This window comes from Citrobacter sp. FP75, assembly GCF_018342065.1.
GTDB lineage: Bacteria > Pseudomonadota > Gammaproteobacteria > Enterobacterales > Enterobacteriaceae > Citrobacter.
The window spans coordinates 1,440,593-1,457,811 of sequence record NZ_JAFDOE010000001.1 but is presented as its reverse complement, the minus strand read 5'-3'; the positions used below and the strand labels follow the sequence as shown (position 1 = coordinate 1,457,811).

Sequence of the window (17,219 nt, the reverse complement as noted above, 5' to 3'; positions counted from 1 at the left end):
GATTTGTTGAGATGATTTCGTTTCGTTTAACTTTCATTGGGGTAGTCGATGATAGAGTTTGCTAACTATTCGTTATCTGTGCAGGGAATTGCCTGATAACGTATAAAGCAAAACACAAATCTATCCATGCAAGCATTTACCGCTGGTTTATCCGGCGGTTTTTTTTACCTGTCGTTCAGGTAATAAGTGTTCAGGGGACGGGAACATGCAAAAAAATGGCCCCTTGAGCAGTGATGCAACAAGGGGCCGGTTCGGTTCAGGACTGTCGTCGTTCATCAATCATCCCATCTGTGGCTAAAATAAGCGGCCAGAAAACCAGAAAATAAAATAATTCCCAGAACGGCCATGAAAATATTCATATTACCCAGCATAGTCAATACTCCTGTATTTGTGAGTTTCCTCTCTTACCTTAATGTCACCCCGTTAATGACTATAGTAGCAATTTAACCTTAAACAAAGGTTGAACCGACGGCGGGCTGGTTCCACGCTTTGGCTCGCATGCCTTTTAGCATCAGTATCCAGGCCAGGATGATGGCGATCATCAGCACCACAAACAGCGACCAGGAAGGCAGGGTCGTCAGAATAACGCCGCTGACTAACGGGTTAAACGCTGCGCCAAGCCAGCCCAGCGACTGGGCAGAGAAATAGCTCGCTTTCATCCCCGCCGGGGCGATGTTGTCGATAAGCATATATTCGCCCGGCGCGTATACTATCTCGCCGATAGTGAAAAACGCCGCAGAAATGCCCCACATCAGCAGGCTGTTGCCGGAAAAGATAAACCCCACCAAACCCAGCACAAAGAACAACGTTCCGCCAGCCATCAGCGGGCGGATGTTGGTGGTGGACAAGCGACGTCCGATGGCATATTGCAGCGTAACCACCATCGCCGCGTTAACGGGCAGGACGACCGCCACCACTTTTTCCGCGAAATCACCGTCAGCGACGACCATGACGTACTGAGAAATGCACGACGCAAACGCGCCGCCAACAAACGAAGCCAAAAATGCGGACAGGGTAAACCAGCATAAGGCTTTATCACGCAGCAGTACCGAAGGCGACCATACCGACGCGTTCAGCCCTTCGGATGGCGTTTGTGAACGTTTTACCCAGGTCTGGATAAACACCAGCGGGAAGGCCGAACAAAACGCAGCCAGCCAGAACGGCAGGTTGATGCTTTGCATCACCAGTAGCGTGCCGAGCGGCGGACCCACGGTCCAGCCAATATTCAGTACCGTGTAGTTAAGCGAGAAAATTTTGGTTTTGTTGGTGGCGGAGAGATTATCGGCAAACCAGGCCTTCAGCACCGTGGCGAAGACGGAGTAGGCGCAGTTGATCAGGGCAAAAAGCAGCACCACCACGACCACGTTATGCACCAGCGGAATCGCGATAAAGCCGGATGCAAAGCCGGTAATCGCCAGCAGCATATAGCGCTTCTTATCGAACTTATCAGCCAGGATACCGAAGCCAAGACTAAAGATGACGCCAATGGTCAGGGCGACCGTCATGGCGTAACCAATCAGATCGACGCTCAGCCCGTACTGACGGTTGAGATAGATGGTCATGAACGGGAGCGTGGCGCCACGTCCAATTGTTAATAACAGTGATGAGGCGAGTAACGCGAAGGTGGACCTTCTCAGAGTGGTATTCATTTTCCTGCCCGACAATGCATGTTGTTATGTTTTTATTAAATTTCAAACAGAAATAGCATGGCAAATGTGTGATGTATACTCAATAAGTTGTCCGAAAATGCCTGGTTAACCCTACCTGAATTAATGATCTGTTGCCGGGCAACGATTTCCGTTACTTTAGCTTGTTTACAAAAATTTAATATTTACAGGGGCGGGGAATGTCGCGTAAAGACGGACTGTTAGCATTACTGGTCGTGGTGGTGTGGGGACTGAATTTTGTCGTCATCAAAGTGGGCCTGCACAATATGCCGCCGCTGATGCTGGCGGGGTTGCGTTTTTTGCTGGTGGCATTTCCGGCTATCTTCTTTGTTGCCCGACCGAAAATCCCTCTCTCGCTTTTGCTCGGCTATGGCCTGACCATCAGCTTTGGCCAGTTCGCGTTTTTGTTTAGCGCCATTAAATTTGGCATGCCTGCCGGACTGGCATCACTGGTATTACAGGCGCAGGCATTTTTCACCATCGTGCTGGGCGCATTCGCTTTTGGTGAACGTTTACAGGGTAAGCAACTGGTGGGTATTGCGCTGGCAGTGTTTGGCGTGCTGGTGCTGATCGAAGCCAGTCTGAATGGGCAGCATGTGGCGATGCTCGGCTTTATGCTAACGTTGGCGGCGGCGCTGAGCTGGGCCTGCGGCAATATCTTTAACAAGAAAATTATGCAGCATGAATCCCGCCCGGCAGTGATGTCGCTGGTGGTGTGGAGTGCATTAATCCCGATAGCGCCGTTCTTTCTGGCATCGCTAATCCTTGATGGCTCAGATCAAATCGTGGACAGCCTTGTTCACATTGATATGACGACTATCCTCTCGCTGGTGTATCTGGCGTTTGTGGCGACGATTGTGGGTTACGGCATATGGGGAACGCTACTGGGACGCTATGAGACCTGGCGTGTGGCTCCGCTGTCGTTATTAGTGCCGGTCGTTGGGCTGGCGAGTGCGGCAGTGTTGCTGGATGAAACGCTAAGCGGATTACAGCTTATCGGCGCGTTGCTGATTATGGCGGGGTTGTACATCAACGTGTTCGGCTTTCGTTTGCGCAAGGTTGTGCAGATGAGGGGATAAAAAAGCCCCGCAGCGGCGGGGCAAAATGAGTTACAAACTGCGCATGTTGTAATACGGCACACCCAGCTCGTCGGACTTATCGCTGCCCGCACCCATATGATTAAAATCAAACGGGGACTGCTCCTGCGCAGGCGGCATAATCATCGCATCGCGATTGTTGGCCGTTATAGGTTGCGCGGTTTGTTCCGCCATGCTCTGACCCGAAACAACAAGCAGCAGGGCCAGCATTGCAGATGACAGAATTTTCATGATTTCCTCGGTTACGTCTTTTACAGGCGATTAGCAGTTACATTGGTTAAGCGGATGCAAATACCGCGATTCGCCGTGCATATTTGTCATACGGTACTTATGTGGCGGCACATCAAAATAGTTTTTGAAGGTCCGGGTCAGCGTTTGCTGAGACTCAAAGCCGTAACGCTCCGCCAGATACAGGATCGGCTCGTTACTTTCTTTTAATTTCTGCGCTATTTCAGTCATTTTACGACTGCGGATGTATTGGCCTAATGAATGGCCGGTTTCTTTTTTAAACATCCGTTGCAGGTGCCATTTGGAGTAACCTGAACGCTCCGACACTTTTTCCAGTGACAGTGGGGATTCAAGGTTATTTTCGATCCAGTCCAAAATGCTATGAATAGTGATTGTGTCAGTATTGCGTCTGGACATCGTCATACCTCTTTCTGTTTACGGCAGGATTTTCTTAAGCAAATGCTCAAGCGTTGCCACTTCGTCCGCCGTTAAGTTTTTTGTTAGTTCCTGGTGCAGGTCTTGCCCGACTAATTGATGACACTGCTCGCAAATTGTCGCGCCATGCTCGGTGAGTTTCACCAGCACGCCGCGTTTGTCATGTGGATTAGGAAGTCTTTCAACCCAGCCTTTACAGGCCAGTCTGTCGAGCATTCGCGTCAGCGCGCCAAGATCGACAGACAGCACTTTTTTCAATTCGACAGGGGTGATACACACCGCGCAACGGATGGAGCAGAGCACCTTAAATTGCGATGCAGTGATATCCAGCGGTGACAGGTAGTCGTTTAGCAAACGATCTTTTTTCTGATTAACCATATAGATCAAGCGGCCCAGTGGGATGATTTCGTTGAACAGATCACTGGTGCTTTTCACAATGGTTGCCCTGGCAAGTAGTTAGTCACGGCTGATATTATTGCTCAGGCAAATATAAGTCAAATGAATGAGTCGGCGAATGCCACGTTTTGCTAAAACCTCAGGAGCTCATTCACTGCCGTTTCTTTTCAAGATTCTGATAACACTGACTTATGCGTAAAGGCACAAAACGAATCCTTACATCGCTAAAATGGCTTAACACGGTGGTTTCACCGTATACTTGCCGCTGACGATTAACGCACAGGAAAGATGACATTATGATGGATTTGTTTAAGGCCATAGGTCTGGGACTGGTAGTCCTGTTACCGTTGGCGAACCCGTTAACTACCGTGGCGTTGTTCCTCGGCCTTGCCGGCAATATGAATAGCGCAGAGCGTAACCGTCAGTCATTAATGGCGTCTGTCTACGTGTTTGTCATCATGATGGTGGCGTACTATGCCGGACAGTTGGTCATGAATACCTTCGGGATTTCGATTCCCGGATTACGTATTGCGGGCGGGTTAATCGTTGCGTTTATCGGTTTTCGGATGCTATTCCCGCAGCAGAAAGCGCATGACTCTCCGGAAGCGAGAAGCAAGACCGAAGAGCTGGAAGACGAACCCACGGCTAATATCGCCTTTGTCCCGCTGGCAATGCCGAGCACTGCCGGTCCGGGAACCATTGCAATGATCATCAGTTCGGCCTCGGCCGTGCGTCACGGTTCTGAGTTTCCTGACTGGGTGATCATGGTCGCGCCGCCGATTATTTTTGCGGTGGTTGGGATTATTCTGTGGGGTTGCCTGCGCAGCTCTGGCGGGATAATGCGTCTGGTCGGCAAAGGGGGCATCGAAGCCATTTCCCGTCTGATGGGCTTTTTGCTGGTGTGTATGGGCGTGCAGTTTATTATTAACGGCGTGCTGGAAATTATTAAAACCTACGTGTAAGCAATTGGCCCGGTATGTGATGCCGGGCCATTCTTATTACTGAGGCTGTTCTTCCAGTGCGACCGGCCATTTACGAAAGATAATTACTGACCATATCAGCGCTGCCAGCGCCGGTATCGCGCCGATGTAACCGATCGTGGACATCGACCAGTGTAAACTCACCTGATTTCCCACCAGTGCACCCGCGCCGATACCAATATTGAAGATACCAGAGAACAGCGCCATGGCGACGTCGGTGGCATCCGGAGCCAGTGCCAGGACTTTCACCTGCATCCCCAGACCTATCACCATGATGGCAATACCCCAGAAAATACTCAGTATGGCAAGGTGAATTTCGCTGTCAGCGGCCGGTAAAAGTAGCACCAGGCATACCGTCAGCAACGCAATAGCTGCGCTTATCAGCCCGGAAGCATGCTGATTACCCAGCTTGCCAAAGATGATGCTGCCGATAATGCCCGCCGCGCCCAGAACCAGTAACAGTACGGTAGCAAAGCTGGCGCTCAGTCCGGCGACGGTCTGAACAAAAGGTTCGATATAGCTGTAAGCCGTGTAGTGCGCGGTCACCACAATCACTGTCAGCAAATAAATACTGGTCAGTGCCGGGCGGCGAAACAGCAGCGGCAGGCTTTGTAATGAACCTGAATGCTCACTCGGCAGTTTTGGCAGCAGTTTAATCAGGCAGAGCAGGGTGGCTAACGCGGCAACGCCGATAGCAAAGAAGGTTGTGCGCCAGCCAAAATACTGACCGACAATACGCCCAATGGGCAGACCCAACACCATCGCTAACGCGGTTCCGGTGGCAATCAGACTCAATGCCTGCGCGCGTTTACCTGCAGGCGCCAGTCGAATGGCTAACGATGCGGTAATCGACCAGAAAATCGCGTGTGCGAAGGCAATCCCAATACGGCTAATAACCAGCACGGTAAAATTCCATGCCAGGAAAGAGAGCACATGACTGGCGATAAACAACGTGAAAAGGCAAATCAGGAGCTTACGTCGTTCTACCTGACTGGTCAGCAGCATAAAGGGCAGTGACATCAGGGCGACAACCCAGGCATAGATTGTCAGCATGATCCCGACCTGCGCCGTCTGCATATTAAAACTTTGCGCGATGTCGGAGAGTAAACCGACGGGGACAAATTCCGTGGTATTGAAAATAAATGCGGCGATAGCAAGCGTAACGACCCGTAGCCACGCGACCTTGCGGGAAACAGTGTTTGTTGTCATATCAAATAAATCGGGTTAGCTGCGAAAAGGTGAGGTCACGATCTTAAAACGTTTACTGGTGAAAATACAATCATTTCGTGATTCAAGTCACGTTTTTCTGTCTGCTAACGAGAAGGGGGGGGCGGGTGAGTTTTAATCACCCGGATATAGCTAATCTGCATTCTGCGACAGCTGGGGCTTCAGTACCTCAATAAACGCTTCCAGCTGTCGCGTCATCGCCCCCCGACGCCAGACCAGCCACGTATTTAGCCAGCGCCAGTTTTCGCTCAGCGGCCAGGCATTAACCTGATGATGCCCCGGCATGCTTTCCAGCATCGACCGTGGAATCAATGCTATTCCCGCCCCGGCAATCACGCAGGCGAGCATCCCGTGATAGGACTCCATCTCGTGGATAGTGCCAGGCATTGCGCGATCGGCGTGAAACCAGCTTTCAAAATGACGGCGATAGGAACAGTTGGCGCGAAAAGCATAAATATTGCAGCCATTGACGTCGCTGGCCCGCTGAATCGGCACGTGCCCGTGAGGGGTGACAATCATCATCTCCTCACGGTAGACCGACATACCTTCCAGTCCCGGATGGGTGATCGGACCATCGACAAAGGCGGCGTTCAGCGTCCCCTCCAGCACGCCGTCAAGCATAGTGCCTGAAGGACCTGTTGCCAGCGCAAACTGGATTTTTGGATAACGTTGATTATATTCGGCCAGGGTTGCAGGAATGCGCACGGCAGCGGTGCTTTCCAGCGAACCAAGAGAGAACAGCCCTTGCGGCTCATCGCCAGCGACGACCATTCGCGCTTCCTCCACCAGGGCGAGGATCCGCTGGCTATAGCGCAGAAAGTTGTGCCCGGACGGCGAAAGCCGCAGACGCTGGTTTTCACGAATAAACAGGTCGACACCGAGATCGGCTTCAAGCTGGCGAATACGCGTGGTGAGATTGGACGGCACGCGATGCACCTTCGCGGCAGCCTGGGTAATGCTGCCGGTTTCCGCCACCGCATTAAACATTTCCAGTTGCGTCAGATCCATCATTTTTCTCTATTCGTGAATGGTGCGGTTAATATTATTCATTTTTCAGGAAGAGTAAATACGCTCATGATGTCACCATATCCTGCAAAAAGAGAGACAGCTATGACCATCACATCAGCAACACATGCGATTTCCGTCAATCCTGCTAACGGCGAAATGATAACGGCGATACCGTGGGCCAGCGTGGATGAGATTGACCATGCGCTTGATCTTGCGGCAAGTGGATTTAACCAATGGAAACACACCACCGTGGCGCACCGTGCGCAAATGCTGCACCATATCGGGCAAGCTCTGCGTAATCGTGCGGAAGAGATGGCGCAGTGTATCTCGCGTGAAATGGGTAAACCCATCAAGCAGGCGCGTGCTGAAGTGACCAAGTCAGCCGCATTGTGTGACTGGTATGCTGAACATGGACCTGCGATGCTTAATCCGGAACCCACGCTGGTGGAGAATGCGGTGATTGAGTATCGTCCTGTAGGCACTATTCTGGCGATCATGCCGTGGAACTTCCCGCTGTGGCAGGTACTGCGCGGCGCCATTCCGATTCTGCTGGCCGGAAATGGTTACCTGTTAAAACATGCACCTAACGTAACCGGGTGTGCTGCGATTATCGCGCAGGTTTTTGCTGATGCGGGCGTTGCCGCAGGTGTTTACGGTTGGGTGAATGCCGATAACGCGGGCGTCAGCCAGATGATCAATGACCCGCGTATCGCGGCGGTAACGGTCACGGGGAGCGTACGTGCTGGTGCGGCGATTGGCGCACAGGCAGGCGCGGCGCTGAAAAAATGCGTGCTTGAACTGGGCGGTTCCGATCCGTTTATTGTGCTTAATGATGCCGATCTCGATCTGGCGGTGAAGGCGGCAGTCGCTGGGCGTTATCAAAACACCGGGCAGGTTTGCGCGGCAGCGAAACGCTTTATTGTCGAAGAAGGGATCGCGGAAGAATTTACTCAGCGTTTTGTGAATGCCACCAGTGAGCTCAAAATGGGCGATCCGATGAACGAAGAAAACGATCTGGGCCCGATGGCGCGTTTTGATCTGCGTGATGAACTGCATCAGCAGGTTGAGGCCTCGTTAGCGCAAGGGGCTAAGTTGTTACTCGGTGGCGAAAAAATTGCCGGAAAGGGTAACTACTATGCGGTAACGGTTCTCGGCGATGTGACCCCTGAGATGACCGCTTTCCGTGAGGAGTTGTTCGGTCCGGTTGCGGCAATTACCGTCGCGAAGAACGCAGAGCATGCGTTGGCGCTGGCGAATGATAGCGAGTTTGGTTTGTCGGCAACGATTTTCACCGCCGACGAGGCGCTGGCGCAGAATATGGCCGCGCGCCTGGAATGTGGCGGGGTGTTTATTAATGGTTACAGTGCCAGCGATGCTCGCGTCGCCTTTGGTGGGGTGAAGAAAAGCGGCTTCGGTCGTGAGCTTTCACACTTTGGCCTGCATGAGTTTTGTAATGTACAGACCGTCTGGAAAAATCGTATTTAATCTTCAGGGCGTCCCCACAGGGGATGCCGACCTGGTTCATACCTCGAGTGTCAGATTCCATCCTTCGGTCTGACGCCGGGTATTCAGCTCTGTTATACTCGCAGGCCTTTCAGACCTGCGAGCAAGGAGCATGTTGTGGCCAGGGCCATGGACAATTTAATCTTAGAAACCATCGTGCAGCAGGTTCGCCCGCTGATTGGTCAGGGGAAAGTCGCTGACTATATTCCCGCATTAGCCTCCGTTGACGGTTCCAAACTGGGCATTGCCATTTGCACTGTTGATGGTCAGCACTATCAGGCGGGCGATGCGCAAGAGCGTTTCTCTATTCAGTCGATCTCGAAAGTGCTCAGTCTGGTGGTGGCGATGCGTCATTATCAGGAAGATGAGATTTGGCAGCGTGTGGGCAAAGATCCTTCAGGACATCCGTTTAACTCTCTGGTGCAGCTGGAAATGGAGCAGGGAATACCGCGCAACCCGTTTATTAATGCTGGCGCGCTGGTGGTTTGCGATATGCTGCAGGGGCGTCTGAGTGCGCCACGTCAACGCATGCTTGAAGTTGTACGAACGCTAAGCGGCGTTGCGGATATCGCTTATGACGCAACGGTTGCCCGCTCTGAGTTTGAACATTCGGCACGTAATGCGGCCATTGCCTGGCTGATGAAATCCTTTGGCAATTTTCAACATGATGTTGCTACCGTTTTGCAAAACTATTTTCACTACTGTGCGCTGAAGATGAGCTGTGTGGAACTGGCGCGTACCTTTGTCTTTCTGGCGAATCAGGGGCATGCCTTTCATCTTAATGAGCCGGTGGTCACACCTATGCAAGCCCGGCAAATTAATGCGCTAATGGCGACCAGCGGTATGTATCAGAATGCCGGTGAATTTGCGTGGCGAGTAGGGTTACCAGCGAAATCTGGGGTCGGTGGCGGTATTGTGGCGATCGTGCCGCATGAGATGGCGATTGCGGTCTGGAGCCCAGAACTGGATCCGGCAGGGAATTCACTGGCGGGAATTGCGGTGCTGGAACAGTTAACCCAACAACTGGGGCGCTCGGTCTACTAATGAACTCGCTCGATCCTCTTTTTTCCCGACTGGCTAAATCGACCTTTCGTTCGCGGTTTCGCCTTGGTGACAAAGAAAGACAGTATTGCATGGATAAAGGCGCGCCGGTTATTGAACAACATGCCGCGGATTTTATTGCGAAACGTCTGGCCCCGGCGTTTCCGGCCCATGATGGTAAGCAGACGCCGATGCGCGGCCATCCGGTATTTATCGCCCAGCACGCCACGGCGACCTGCTGTCGAGGCTGTCTGGCAAAATGGCATGATATTCCCCAGGGGCAACCGCTAAGCGAAGAACAGCAACGTTACGTTGTCACGGTAATTTATCACTGGTTAGTGATCCAGATGAACCAGCCATAGATAACATAATCCTATGATAAGACGCCTTGTGTTGTGCGAAGGGTAAACGCACTATCAAGGGGTCAATCTAAGGAGAAAAACATGGCGACCGGTAAACCCTGCGTAGTGCTGAGTGCGGAACAGATTCTGTCAAGAATCGACGAACTTTGCGACGTGCTTGAACAGTGCGTGAATGACGGCGCATCCGTGAGTTTTATTCATCCCTTCACTCGTGATAAGTCGCTGCCGTTCTGGATGGGCGTTGTGCAAAGCGCTGCCCGTGGCGAAAAGATCGTGCTGGCAGCTGAGAATGCGCAGGGTACGATTGTGGGAACCGTTCAGCTTATTGTCGATCAACCTGAAAACCAGCCGCATCGTGCTGACGTTGCTAAATTACTGGTGCATCCGTCTGTGCGACGCTCGGGAATCGCAAGGGAATTGATGGACGCGCTGGAAACGTTTGCGCGTGAGCAGCGTAAAACTCTGCTGGTACTTGATACGGCCACCGGTAGCGGAGCGGAGTTGTTCTACCACAATTGCGGATGGCAAAAGGCAGGCGTGATCCCCGACTATGCTCTGATGCCGGACGGAACGCTGACGGGCACCACACTTTTCTACAAATCGCTGTAATTTGTTACCAGGGATTGATCAAAACAGGGTTTCAAGGTATTAAAGTTTGCTAACCTATCGGACCAATTCAATCAGGTTGTATGACTAATCAAAAAGGGAACCCATTGTGCAAACACTAAATCGTCGCGATTTCCCCGGTGCTCACTATCCTGAACGTATTATTCAGTTTGGTGAAGGAAATTTCCTGCGCGCCTTTGTTGACTGGCAAGTTGATCTGCTAAATGAACATACCGACTTGAATTCTGGCGTGGTCATTGTTCGTCCTATCGAAAGTACATTTCCGCCATCTCTGAGCACGCAGGATGGTCTCTACACCACCATCATTCGCGGTTTGAATGAAAAGGGCGAGGCCGTTAGCGATGCGCGTTTAATTCGCTCGGTTAACCGTGAAATCAGCGTCTATAGCGAATACGATGCGTTCCTGAAGCTGGCACACAACCCTGATATGCGTTTTGTTTTCTCCAATACGACGGAAGCAGGAATTAGCTATCACGCGGGTGACAAGTTCGACGATGCGCCCGCGGTGAGCTATCCGGCTAAGCTGACCCGCCTGTTGTTTGAGCGTTACAGTCATTTTGACGGTGCCCTGGATAAAGGCTGGATAATCATTCCTTGCGAACTGATTGATTACAACGGCGATGCGCTGCGTGAACTGGTTCTGCGCTACGCGCAGGAGTGGGCGCTGCCGGATGCGTTTGTACAATGGCTGGATAAGGCGAACGCATTTTGCTCCACGCTGGTGGACCGTATCGTGACTGGTTACCCACGAGACGAAGTGGCCACGATTGAAGCTGAACTGGGTTATCACGATGCCTTCCTCGATACCGCGGAGCACTTCTACCTGTTTGTGATTCAGGGGCCGAAGTCATTAGCGACAGAGCTGCGTTTGGATAAATATCCGCTCAACGTGCTGATTGTTGATGACATTAAACCGTACAAAGAGCGTAAAGTTGCCATCCTCAACGGCGCACACACCGCGCTGGTGCCGGTTGCCTGGCAGGCAGGGCTGGATACGGTGGGTGAGGCGATGAATGATGCAGAGATTTGTGCCTTTGTTGAAAAAGCCATTTATGAAGAGATCATTCCGGTGCTGGATTTACCGCGCGATGAGCTGGCGTCTTTTGCCAGCGCGGTGACCGGTCGATTCTGTAACCCGTACATCAAGCATCAGCTGTTGTCGATTGCGCTGAATGGAATGACCAAATTCCGCACGCGCATTTTGCCGCAATTACTGGCGGGCCAGCAGGCCAGCGGTCAATTACCAGCGCGTCTGACATTTGCGCTGGCGGCGCTGATTGCTTTCTACCGCGGCGAGCGTAACGGTGAGTCTTACCCGGTTCAGGATGATGCTCACTGGATTGAGCGCTTCCAGCAATTGTGGAGCCAGCACCGCGATCGCCAGATAAGCACCGAGGCGTTGGTGCGTTCGGTACTGGCGGTGAAAGAGCATTGGGAGCAGGACCTAACCCAGGTTTCTGGGTTGGTAGAACAGGTTTCTGCCGATCTGGACATGATTCTGACTAAAGGCATGCGCGAAGCCGTTAAGCCGCTGTGTTAATACCCAAACCCGGTTCAGGCCGGGTTTCTTACATCATCAAATTAGTTACAACATACATTATTTTTTATTCTAAGGAGTCAACCTGTCACAACAGAGCCTCTTTTTTTCAGGCAGAAACAAAAGGGGATTTAGTGCCGTGAGGTGCTTGCAACATTGATCGCGATCACGTTTAATGGCGCGGCTTTCACATTTTTCGAAGATAACCATGATCGTTCGACCTCAACAACACTGGCTGCGTCTGATATTCGTCTGGCATGGTTCAGTTCTATCCAAGATTTTTTCACGCCTGCTGCTGAATTTCCTGCTTTCCATCGCCGTCATTATTATGCTGCCATGGTATACGATGCTGGGTATTAAATTTACCCTGGCACCATTCAGCATTCTGGGCGTCGCGATTGCTATCTTTTTAGGCTTTCGCAACAACGCCTGTTATTCGCGCTACGTTGAGGCTCGACACCTGTGGGGACAATTGATGATTGCCTCCCGTTCGCTACTGCGAGAGGTCAAAACCACGTTGCCGGACGATGGCGAACTGGGGCAGTTCGTACGCCTGCAAATTGCCTTTGCTCATTGTTTACGTATGACCTTGCGTCGTCATCCGCAGGCCGAACCGTTGGCGAAGTATCTCAGCGCGTCAGACCTGCAAATCGTCTTTGCGAGCCAATCACCGGCCAACCGTATCTTGCTGCTGATGGGCGAATGGTTAGCTGTGCGCAGGCGTAATGGTCAGCTATCTGATATATTATTTCATAGTTTAAACAACAGGTTAAATGATATGTCTGCGGTTCTGGCGGGCTGCGAGCGCATCGCCAATACGCCGGTGCCATTTGCCTACACGTTGATACTGCATCGCACGGTCTATCTGTTTTGCATTATGCTGCCATTCGCCCTGGTGGTAGATCTGCACTATATGACACCGTTTATCTCAGTGCTGATTTCATATACGTTTATTTCTCTCGACACGTTGGCAGAAGAGCTTGAAGATCCGTTCGGCACAGAAAATAACGACTTACCGCTGGATGCGATTTGTAATGCGATCGAAATTGATTTACTGCAAATGAATGATGAAACGGGTGTTCCCGCCAAACACATGCCCGATAAGCATTATCAACTGACATAAAAGTGTTAGTCTTCGGGATGTGCTTTGTTCCACCATGTCGGTTTCATATCTGTAAAAGAGTGAAATTCTGGTGCCAGGTTTTCATCATCCGGATTGTCAAATCCCCCGACTAAAAGTGCAATGACAGGGGCGTCATCGATGGCGCCCACAGAACTTCCGCACTGCGGGCAAAAGGCTCTGCTGGAGGTTTCTGAGGAGCGCCAGGTTGCAGGCTGACCCGACGTGCCAGTCCAGGCCACGTTCTCGGCATTAAACTCAATCCATACCACGGTGGGTGCGCCGGTGTGCTTGCGGCAAATATCACAGGAACAGGTATGTGAATTGTTGGGATTCGTCGCGGTAAAACGAATTGAACCACACAAGCAACCGCCAGAATAGATTTGGGACATGACTACTCTCGTCAATGAAACGTTTTCAGACACTAGCAGATGGCCCGTTTTACCACTAGATTCTCATCAAAAAAAGGCGAGGGCGCGCATAGATGTTAAATTAAATGCGCTTAATAATCACGTCTGGCAACAATAAACAAGCGTGGGAACGCCAGCAGGATTTTACCGTTTTCCTGAAGTGGATATTGCTCCTGCAGAAGTTCATGGTAGCGAGCCAGATACTTACGCTGTTCACTTTCACTCAGATCCTGCAACCAGGGACGTAAGCCCGTCGCACTGACCCAGTCGATGATCGATTGATGCGAATCCATAATGTGATAATAGGTCGTGCGCCAGATATCAACGTCACAGCCAGCTTCAGTCAAAATGTCATAATAGGCATGCACACCGGGAAGTGACGCGCGGCCACGATCGGGATAACCCTGTTCATAGGCGACTTCACGCATCAAAACATGTGTCGGCTCCAGCCAGTTATCCGGCATTTGCACCGCAAGCACGCCGTTACGGTTTAACAGTGAGACAAGATGCGGGAACAATTCATAGTGGTCTGGTACCCACTGCAATGAAGCATTCGCATAAAGCAGATCCAGAGGTTGCTCCATCTGGAATGTGCTGATATCTGCTTCAACAAAATGGCAGTCTGGCAATGCTACACGCGCTTCGTTGAGCATGTTGGGTGATGAGTCCACGCCAGTGATTTTGGCCGTAGGCCAGCGTTGATGTAGCAATGCCGTGCTGTTTCCCGGACCGCAACCCAGATCGGCGACTGAACGGACATTTTCCAATGCCACTCTACCCAATAATTCTACTGCGGGCCTTGAGCGTTCGCTGCCAAATTGCAGATAAAGTGCGGGATTCCAGTCGGCCATGTAAGTGTCTCCAGTAAAAGATGGGATCGCATTGAGTCTTCACGTTAAGATTACGACATTATGGGCTGATTTTGTTTATTCCTGAGATATTTGCATGGGGAGTGCAAACATAGTGCATGCTGTTAGCCATAACATGATGATAAGGAATGAAAATATGCTTGAAACATCAAGGCTCATTTTAAGGCAGTGGGATGTGAAAGATAGGGCGCCATTTGCCGATCTGAATGCGGACCCAGATGTGATGTGCTTTTTTCCGGCTCCGCTTTCCAGGTCGGAGAGCGACAACCTGGCAGAGAGATTCAGGGAAGGGATTGAACAACGCGGCTGGGGATTTTGGGCCGTAGAGTCGAAAGAAACGCATGAGTTTGTCGGTTGCGTCGGTTTGCACCCGCAGCCTGATAAATTTCCATTTTCACCCTGTACTGAAATTGGCTGGCGTCTCGCAAAGTCGTACTGGCATCAAGGGTTAGCACTGGAGGCTGCTGAAGCCTGTCTGGAATATGCTTTTGCGGTGCTGGCGTTAAAGGAAGTCGTATCGTTTACATCAGTATTAAACACGCCGTCTGAGCGTCTAATGCAGCGGCTCGGTATGCAAAAGGTGGAAGAGTTTCCACATCCTGCGCTGCCAACAAACCATCGGCTTTCCCGGCACGTTTTGTATCGAATTCAGCCATCGTGAAGAGAAACCTGGGGAGCCATCAAGAAAAGAATTGAGTACATTTGATGGCAAGATGAATCGTGTACGGGAATCGTCGCCAGAGAAAACGCTTTCAGAGACCATTGGTGACCAGAACAAGGATAACCATAAGATGTCTCATTTTTCCTAATCTCACATTTGTCAAAGCTAAGTAGAGATGTCCGGGGTGGGGCAAAGTTCAAATGTCCTTTGATAATATTGAATTCCTGGATAAAAATCGCATCTTAACCTCTTCGTTTGAGTACCTTGTTGGGTTGACCCCGTATTCGCTTTATTTGTAGTATTGGGCTGCTTTGAAGTGTTTCATGTTCAAACGCGACGTGTTCTGTAAGTTCTTCCTGACAACAGAGCCGACAATATATACACATCCGCTATGGAGAATCTGACAACCGCTATGCGTATTACGCCACCCTGAGTTTTTCCTTCCTCTGTCGTACTGAGCAAGCCTCAGCACGCACTCAATAACATCCCGTCTGCGGATGTGCTTTACCGTACGTAAAAATGTAGCCCTCCAGGGCTGACTGTATCTAAAAACTGAGAAATTACTATGTTGCTGTCCTCGACGCGTAAGGACTGGCTGGGTAACGTCCGTGGTGACGTTCTGGCCGGTATTGTTGTCGCGCTCGCACTCATTCCAGAAGCGATCGCCTTTTCCATTATCGCCGGTGTTGATCCCCAGGTGGGCCTCTACTCGGCGTTCTGTATTCCTCTCGTTATGGCCTTCTTTGGCGGACGTCCGGCGATGATTTCGTCCTCCACCGGTGCAATGGCTCTCCTGATGGTGACGCTGGTGAAAGATCATGGCTTACAGTATTTACTGGCTGCCTCCATACTGACCGGGGTATTCCAGCTGATAGCCGGATATCTGAAGCTTGGCGGGCTGATGCGTTTTGTTTCACGCTCAGTGGTCACGGGGTTTGTTAATGCACTGGCAATACTGATTTTTATGGCCCAGTTGCCTGAGCTGACCAATGTGACATGGCATGTTTATGCCATGACTGCGGCAGGGCTGGGGATCATCTATCTCTTCCCTTATATCAACAAAACCATTCCTTCACCGCTTGTGTGCATCGTGGTGCTGACTGGGATTGCCATGTGGCTGCATCTGGATGTGCGAACCGTCGGGGATATGGGGAAACTTCCCGACAGTCTGCCGGTCTTCCTGCTCCCGGACGTGCCTTTAAATCTTCAGACGCTGCTCATCATCCTGCCATATTCTGCGGGGCTTGCGGTGGTTGGCCTGCTTGAGTCGATGATGACCGCCACTATCGTGGATGACATGACCGACACGCCAAGCGACAAAAACAGGGAGTGCAAAGCTCAGGGCATCGCGAACATCTGCACATCCTTTATCGGAGGAATGGCAGGCTGCGCGATGATTGGGCAATCTGTTATCAACGTAAAATCCGGTGGACGCGGACGACTTTCAACCCTCACGGCGGGCGTGGTGCTGCTTTGCCTGATTGTGTTCCTGCGCAACTGGGTCTCCCAAATTCCGATGGCAGCGCTGGTCGCGGTGATGATTATGGTTTCCATCGGGACATTCTCCTGGCGCTCCATTGCCAACCTGCGGACACACCCCCTTTCAACCAGCGTGGTCATGCTTGCCACCGTCGCGGTTGTGGTGGCAACACATAATCTGGCCTTCGGTGTGCTGACCGGTGTACTGATTGCTTCGCTCAATTTTGCCACTAAAGTATCCCGGTTCATGCGTGTAACCTCAGTTCTGGAGGGGACGAGCCGGACGTATACCGTCACCGGCCAGGTATTCTTTGCATCAGCAGACCGCTTTACGAGCCACTTTGATTTCCGTGAAGCGATTGAGAATGTGGTGATAGACGTTTCACATGCCCATTTCTGGGACATCACGTCCGTCAGCGCCCTGGATAAGGTGGTCATTAAGTTCCGCAGAGAGGGCGCCGGGGTTGAAATACGTGGGATGAATGAAGCCACCCGCACCATCGTTGACCGGTTTGGTGTTCACGATAAACCTGAAGAAGTCGAAAAACTGATGGGCGGTCATTAACAGACTG

General features: G+C 51.4%; 20 protein-coding genes. 10 read left to right on the top strand and 10 right to left on the bottom strand.

Translation table 11 applies throughout. From position 1 onward, the window contains the following. Window positions 1-147: 147 nt before the first annotated feature. The 3 genes from JQ822_RS24615 to ydeE form a co-directional block, all read right to left on the bottom strand. Complete coding sequence (locus JQ822_RS24615; protein WP_446715002.1) at window positions 148-276, bottom strand: hypothetical protein; 129 nt, start codon at window positions 274-276, stop codon at window positions 148-150. Next, on the bottom strand, window positions 276-371 hold the full coding sequence (gene mgtS, locus JQ822_RS07080) for a protein MgtS (protein WP_003032406.1): 96 nt from the start codon (window positions 369-371) through the stop codon (window positions 276-278). Before mgtS ends, JQ822_RS24615 begins: the two co-directional genes overlap by 1 nt. Before the next feature lie 78 nt (window positions 372-449). Then, window positions 450-1,649 (bottom strand): efflux MFS transporter YdeE, encoded by a 1,200-nt coding sequence (ydeE, locus tag JQ822_RS07075; RefSeq protein WP_213132848.1) that lies wholly within the window; start codon window positions 1,647-1,649, stop codon window positions 450-452. 197 nt (window positions 1,650-1,846) lie between these two features. Between ydeE and eamA the strand changes: the two genes are divergently transcribed. Then, the gene (eamA, locus tag JQ822_RS07070) at window positions 1,847-2,746 is read left to right on the top strand and encodes an O-acetylserine/cysteine exporter (protein WP_213132847.1); all 900 of its coding nucleotides are present in this window, start codon (window positions 1,847-1,849) and stop codon (window positions 2,744-2,746) included. 30 nt (window positions 2,747-2,776) lie between these two features. On the opposite strand, the gene marB is transcribed toward eamA, so the two are convergent. The 3 genes from marB to marR are packed head-to-tail and all read right to left on the bottom strand — an operon-like array spanning window position 2,777 to window position 3,862. Continuing rightward, window positions 2,777-2,995: a multiple antibiotic resistance protein MarB gene (marB, locus tag JQ822_RS07065; protein WP_213132846.1), complete on the bottom strand. Its 219-nt coding sequence runs from the start codon at window positions 2,993-2,995 to the stop codon at window positions 2,777-2,779. Window positions 2,996-3,025: 30 nt separating this feature from the next. Continuing rightward, a complete protein-coding gene (gene marA, locus JQ822_RS07060) occupies window positions 3,026-3,409 on the bottom strand; it encodes an MDR efflux pump AcrAB transcriptional activator MarA (RefSeq protein WP_138140554.1) in 384 nt (127 codons plus the stop codon). A gap of 18 nt (window positions 3,410-3,427) precedes the next feature. Beyond that, entirely contained in the window at window positions 3,428-3,862 is a 435-nt protein-coding gene (gene marR, locus JQ822_RS07055; protein WP_135321790.1) for a multiple antibiotic resistance transcriptional regulator MarR, read from the bottom strand. 257 nt (window positions 3,863-4,119) lie between these two features. On the opposite strand from marR, the gene JQ822_RS07050 reads away from it, so the two are divergent. Beyond that, window positions 4,120-4,785 carry a MarC family NAAT transporter gene (locus JQ822_RS07050; RefSeq protein WP_213132845.1) on the top strand — a complete coding sequence of 222 codons (666 nt, stop codon included), beginning with the start codon at window positions 4,120-4,122 and terminating at the stop codon, window positions 4,783-4,785. A gap of 36 nt (window positions 4,786-4,821) precedes the next feature. Here the strand turns inward: JQ822_RS07050 and JQ822_RS07045 are convergent, their stop codons facing one another. Both JQ822_RS07045 and ptrR read right to left on the bottom strand, forming a co-directional pair. Continuing rightward, complete coding sequence (locus tag JQ822_RS07045) at window positions 4,822-6,012, bottom strand: sugar transporter (RefSeq protein ID WP_213132844.1); 1,191 nt, start codon at window positions 6,010-6,012, stop codon at window positions 4,822-4,824. Between the two features lie 150 nt (window positions 6,013-6,162). Then, window positions 6,163-7,038: a putrescine utilization regulator PtrR gene (ptrR, locus tag JQ822_RS07040; RefSeq protein ID WP_213132987.1), complete on the bottom strand. Its 876-nt coding sequence runs from the start codon at window positions 7,036-7,038 to the stop codon at window positions 6,163-6,165. Window positions 7,039-7,140: 102 nt separating this feature from the next. Between ptrR and sad the strand changes: the two genes are divergently transcribed. From sad to JQ822_RS07010, 6 genes are all read left to right on the top strand, one after another. After that, a complete protein-coding gene (gene sad / locus JQ822_RS07035) occupies window positions 7,141-8,523 on the top strand; it encodes a succinate-semialdehyde dehydrogenase (RefSeq protein ID WP_213132843.1) in 1,383 nt (460 codons plus the stop codon). 135 nt (window positions 8,524-8,658) lie between these two features. Further along, window positions 8,659-9,585, top strand: coding sequence for a glutaminase B (glsB, locus tag JQ822_RS07030; protein WP_213132842.1), 927 nt, complete (start codon window positions 8,659-8,661; stop codon window positions 9,583-9,585). Continuing rightward, complete coding sequence (locus JQ822_RS07025) at window positions 9,585-9,944, top strand: DUF4186 domain-containing protein (protein WP_213132841.1); 360 nt, start codon at window positions 9,585-9,587, stop codon at window positions 9,942-9,944. Before glsB ends, JQ822_RS07025 begins: the two co-directional genes overlap by 1 nt. A gap of 81 nt (window positions 9,945-10,025) precedes the next feature. Continuing rightward, complete coding sequence (locus JQ822_RS07020) at window positions 10,026-10,553, top strand: GNAT family N-acetyltransferase (RefSeq protein ID WP_213132840.1); 528 nt, start codon at window positions 10,026-10,028, stop codon at window positions 10,551-10,553. 106 nt (window positions 10,554-10,659) lie between these two features. Beyond that, on the top strand, window positions 10,660-12,111 hold the full coding sequence (locus JQ822_RS07015; RefSeq protein ID WP_213132839.1) for a tagaturonate reductase: 1,452 nt from the start codon (window positions 10,660-10,662) through the stop codon (window positions 12,109-12,111). Window positions 12,112-12,316: 205 nt separating this feature from the next. Continuing rightward, the gene (locus tag JQ822_RS07010) at window positions 12,317-13,231 is read left to right on the top strand and encodes a bestrophin family protein (RefSeq protein WP_274608435.1); all 915 of its coding nucleotides are present in this window, start codon (window positions 12,317-12,319) and stop codon (window positions 13,229-13,231) included. 5 nt (window positions 13,232-13,236) lie between these two features. On the opposite strand, the gene JQ822_RS07005 is transcribed toward JQ822_RS07010, so the two are convergent. Together JQ822_RS07005 and tam are read right to left on the bottom strand one after the other, a co-directional pair. Beyond that, window positions 13,237-13,620, bottom strand: a complete 384-nt coding sequence (locus JQ822_RS07005; RefSeq protein WP_213132837.1) for a GFA family protein — start codon at window positions 13,618-13,620, stop codon at window positions 13,237-13,239. Between the two features lie 110 nt (window positions 13,621-13,730). After that, a complete protein-coding gene (gene tam, locus JQ822_RS07000) occupies window positions 13,731-14,489 on the bottom strand; it encodes a trans-aconitate 2-methyltransferase (RefSeq protein ID WP_213132836.1) in 759 nt (252 codons plus the stop codon). 154 nt (window positions 14,490-14,643) lie between these two features. Here tam and JQ822_RS06995 point away from each other — a divergent pair, with 154 nt between their 5' ends. After that, window positions 14,644-15,168, top strand: coding sequence for a GNAT family N-acetyltransferase (locus JQ822_RS06995; protein ID WP_213132835.1), 525 nt, complete (start codon window positions 14,644-14,646; stop codon window positions 15,166-15,168). 565 nt (window positions 15,169-15,733) lie between these two features. Next, window positions 15,734-17,212: a SulP family inorganic anion transporter gene (locus JQ822_RS06990; protein ID WP_000927306.1), complete on the top strand. Its 1,479-nt coding sequence runs from the start codon at window positions 15,734-15,736 to the stop codon at window positions 17,210-17,212. Window positions 17,213-17,219: the final 7 nt, after the last annotated feature.

Bases quoted from the DNA above. Each gene is read 5' to 3' on its own strand.
- JQ822_RS24615 (WP_446715002.1), bottom strand. From the start codon at position 276: ATGAACGACGACAGTCCTGAACCGAACCGGCCCCTTGTTGCATCACTG.
- mgtS (WP_003032406.1), bottom strand. From the start codon at position 371: ATGCTGGGTAATATGAATATTTTCATGGCCGTTCTGGGAATTATTTTA.
- ydeE (WP_213132848.1), bottom strand. From the start codon at position 1,649: ATGAATACCACTCTGAGAAGGTCCACCTTCGCGTTACTCGCCTCATCA.
- eamA (WP_213132847.1), top strand. From the start codon at position 1,847: ATGTCGCGTAAAGACGGACTGTTAGCATTACTGGTCGTGGTGGTGTGG.
- marB (WP_213132846.1), bottom strand. From the start codon at position 2,995: ATGAAAATTCTGTCATCTGCAATGCTGGCCCTGCTGCTTGTTGTTTCG.
- marA (WP_138140554.1), bottom strand. From the start codon at position 3,409: ATGTCCAGACGCAATACTGACACAATCACTATTCATAGCATTTTGGAC.
- JQ822_RS07050 (WP_213132845.1), top strand. From the start codon at position 4,120: ATGATGGATTTGTTTAAGGCCATAGGTCTGGGACTGGTAGTCCTGTTA.
- JQ822_RS07045 (WP_213132844.1), bottom strand. From the start codon at position 6,012: ATGACAACAAACACTGTTTCCCGCAAGGTCGCGTGGCTACGGGTCGTT.
- ptrR (WP_213132987.1), bottom strand. From the start codon at position 7,038: ATGGATCTGACGCAACTGGAAATGTTTAATGCGGTGGCGGAAACCGGC.
- sad (WP_213132843.1), top strand. From the start codon at position 7,141: ATGACCATCACATCAGCAACACATGCGATTTCCGTCAATCCTGCTAAC.
- JQ822_RS07025 (WP_213132841.1), top strand. From the start codon at position 9,585: ATGAACTCGCTCGATCCTCTTTTTTCCCGACTGGCTAAATCGACCTTT.
- JQ822_RS07020 (WP_213132840.1), top strand. From the start codon at position 10,026: ATGGCGACCGGTAAACCCTGCGTAGTGCTGAGTGCGGAACAGATTCTG.
- JQ822_RS07010 (WP_274608435.1), top strand. From the start codon at position 12,317: ATGATCGTTCGACCTCAACAACACTGGCTGCGTCTGATATTCGTCTGG.
- JQ822_RS07005 (WP_213132837.1), bottom strand. From the start codon at position 13,620: ATGTCCCAAATCTATTCTGGCGGTTGCTTGTGTGGTTCAATTCGTTTT.
- tam (WP_213132836.1), bottom strand. From the start codon at position 14,489: ATGGCCGACTGGAATCCCGCACTTTATCTGCAATTTGGCAGCGAACGC.
- JQ822_RS06995 (WP_213132835.1), top strand. From the start codon at position 14,644: ATGCTTGAAACATCAAGGCTCATTTTAAGGCAGTGGGATGTGAAAGAT.
- JQ822_RS06990 (WP_000927306.1), top strand. From the start codon at position 15,734: ATGTTGCTGTCCTCGACGCGTAAGGACTGGCTGGGTAACGTCCGTGGT.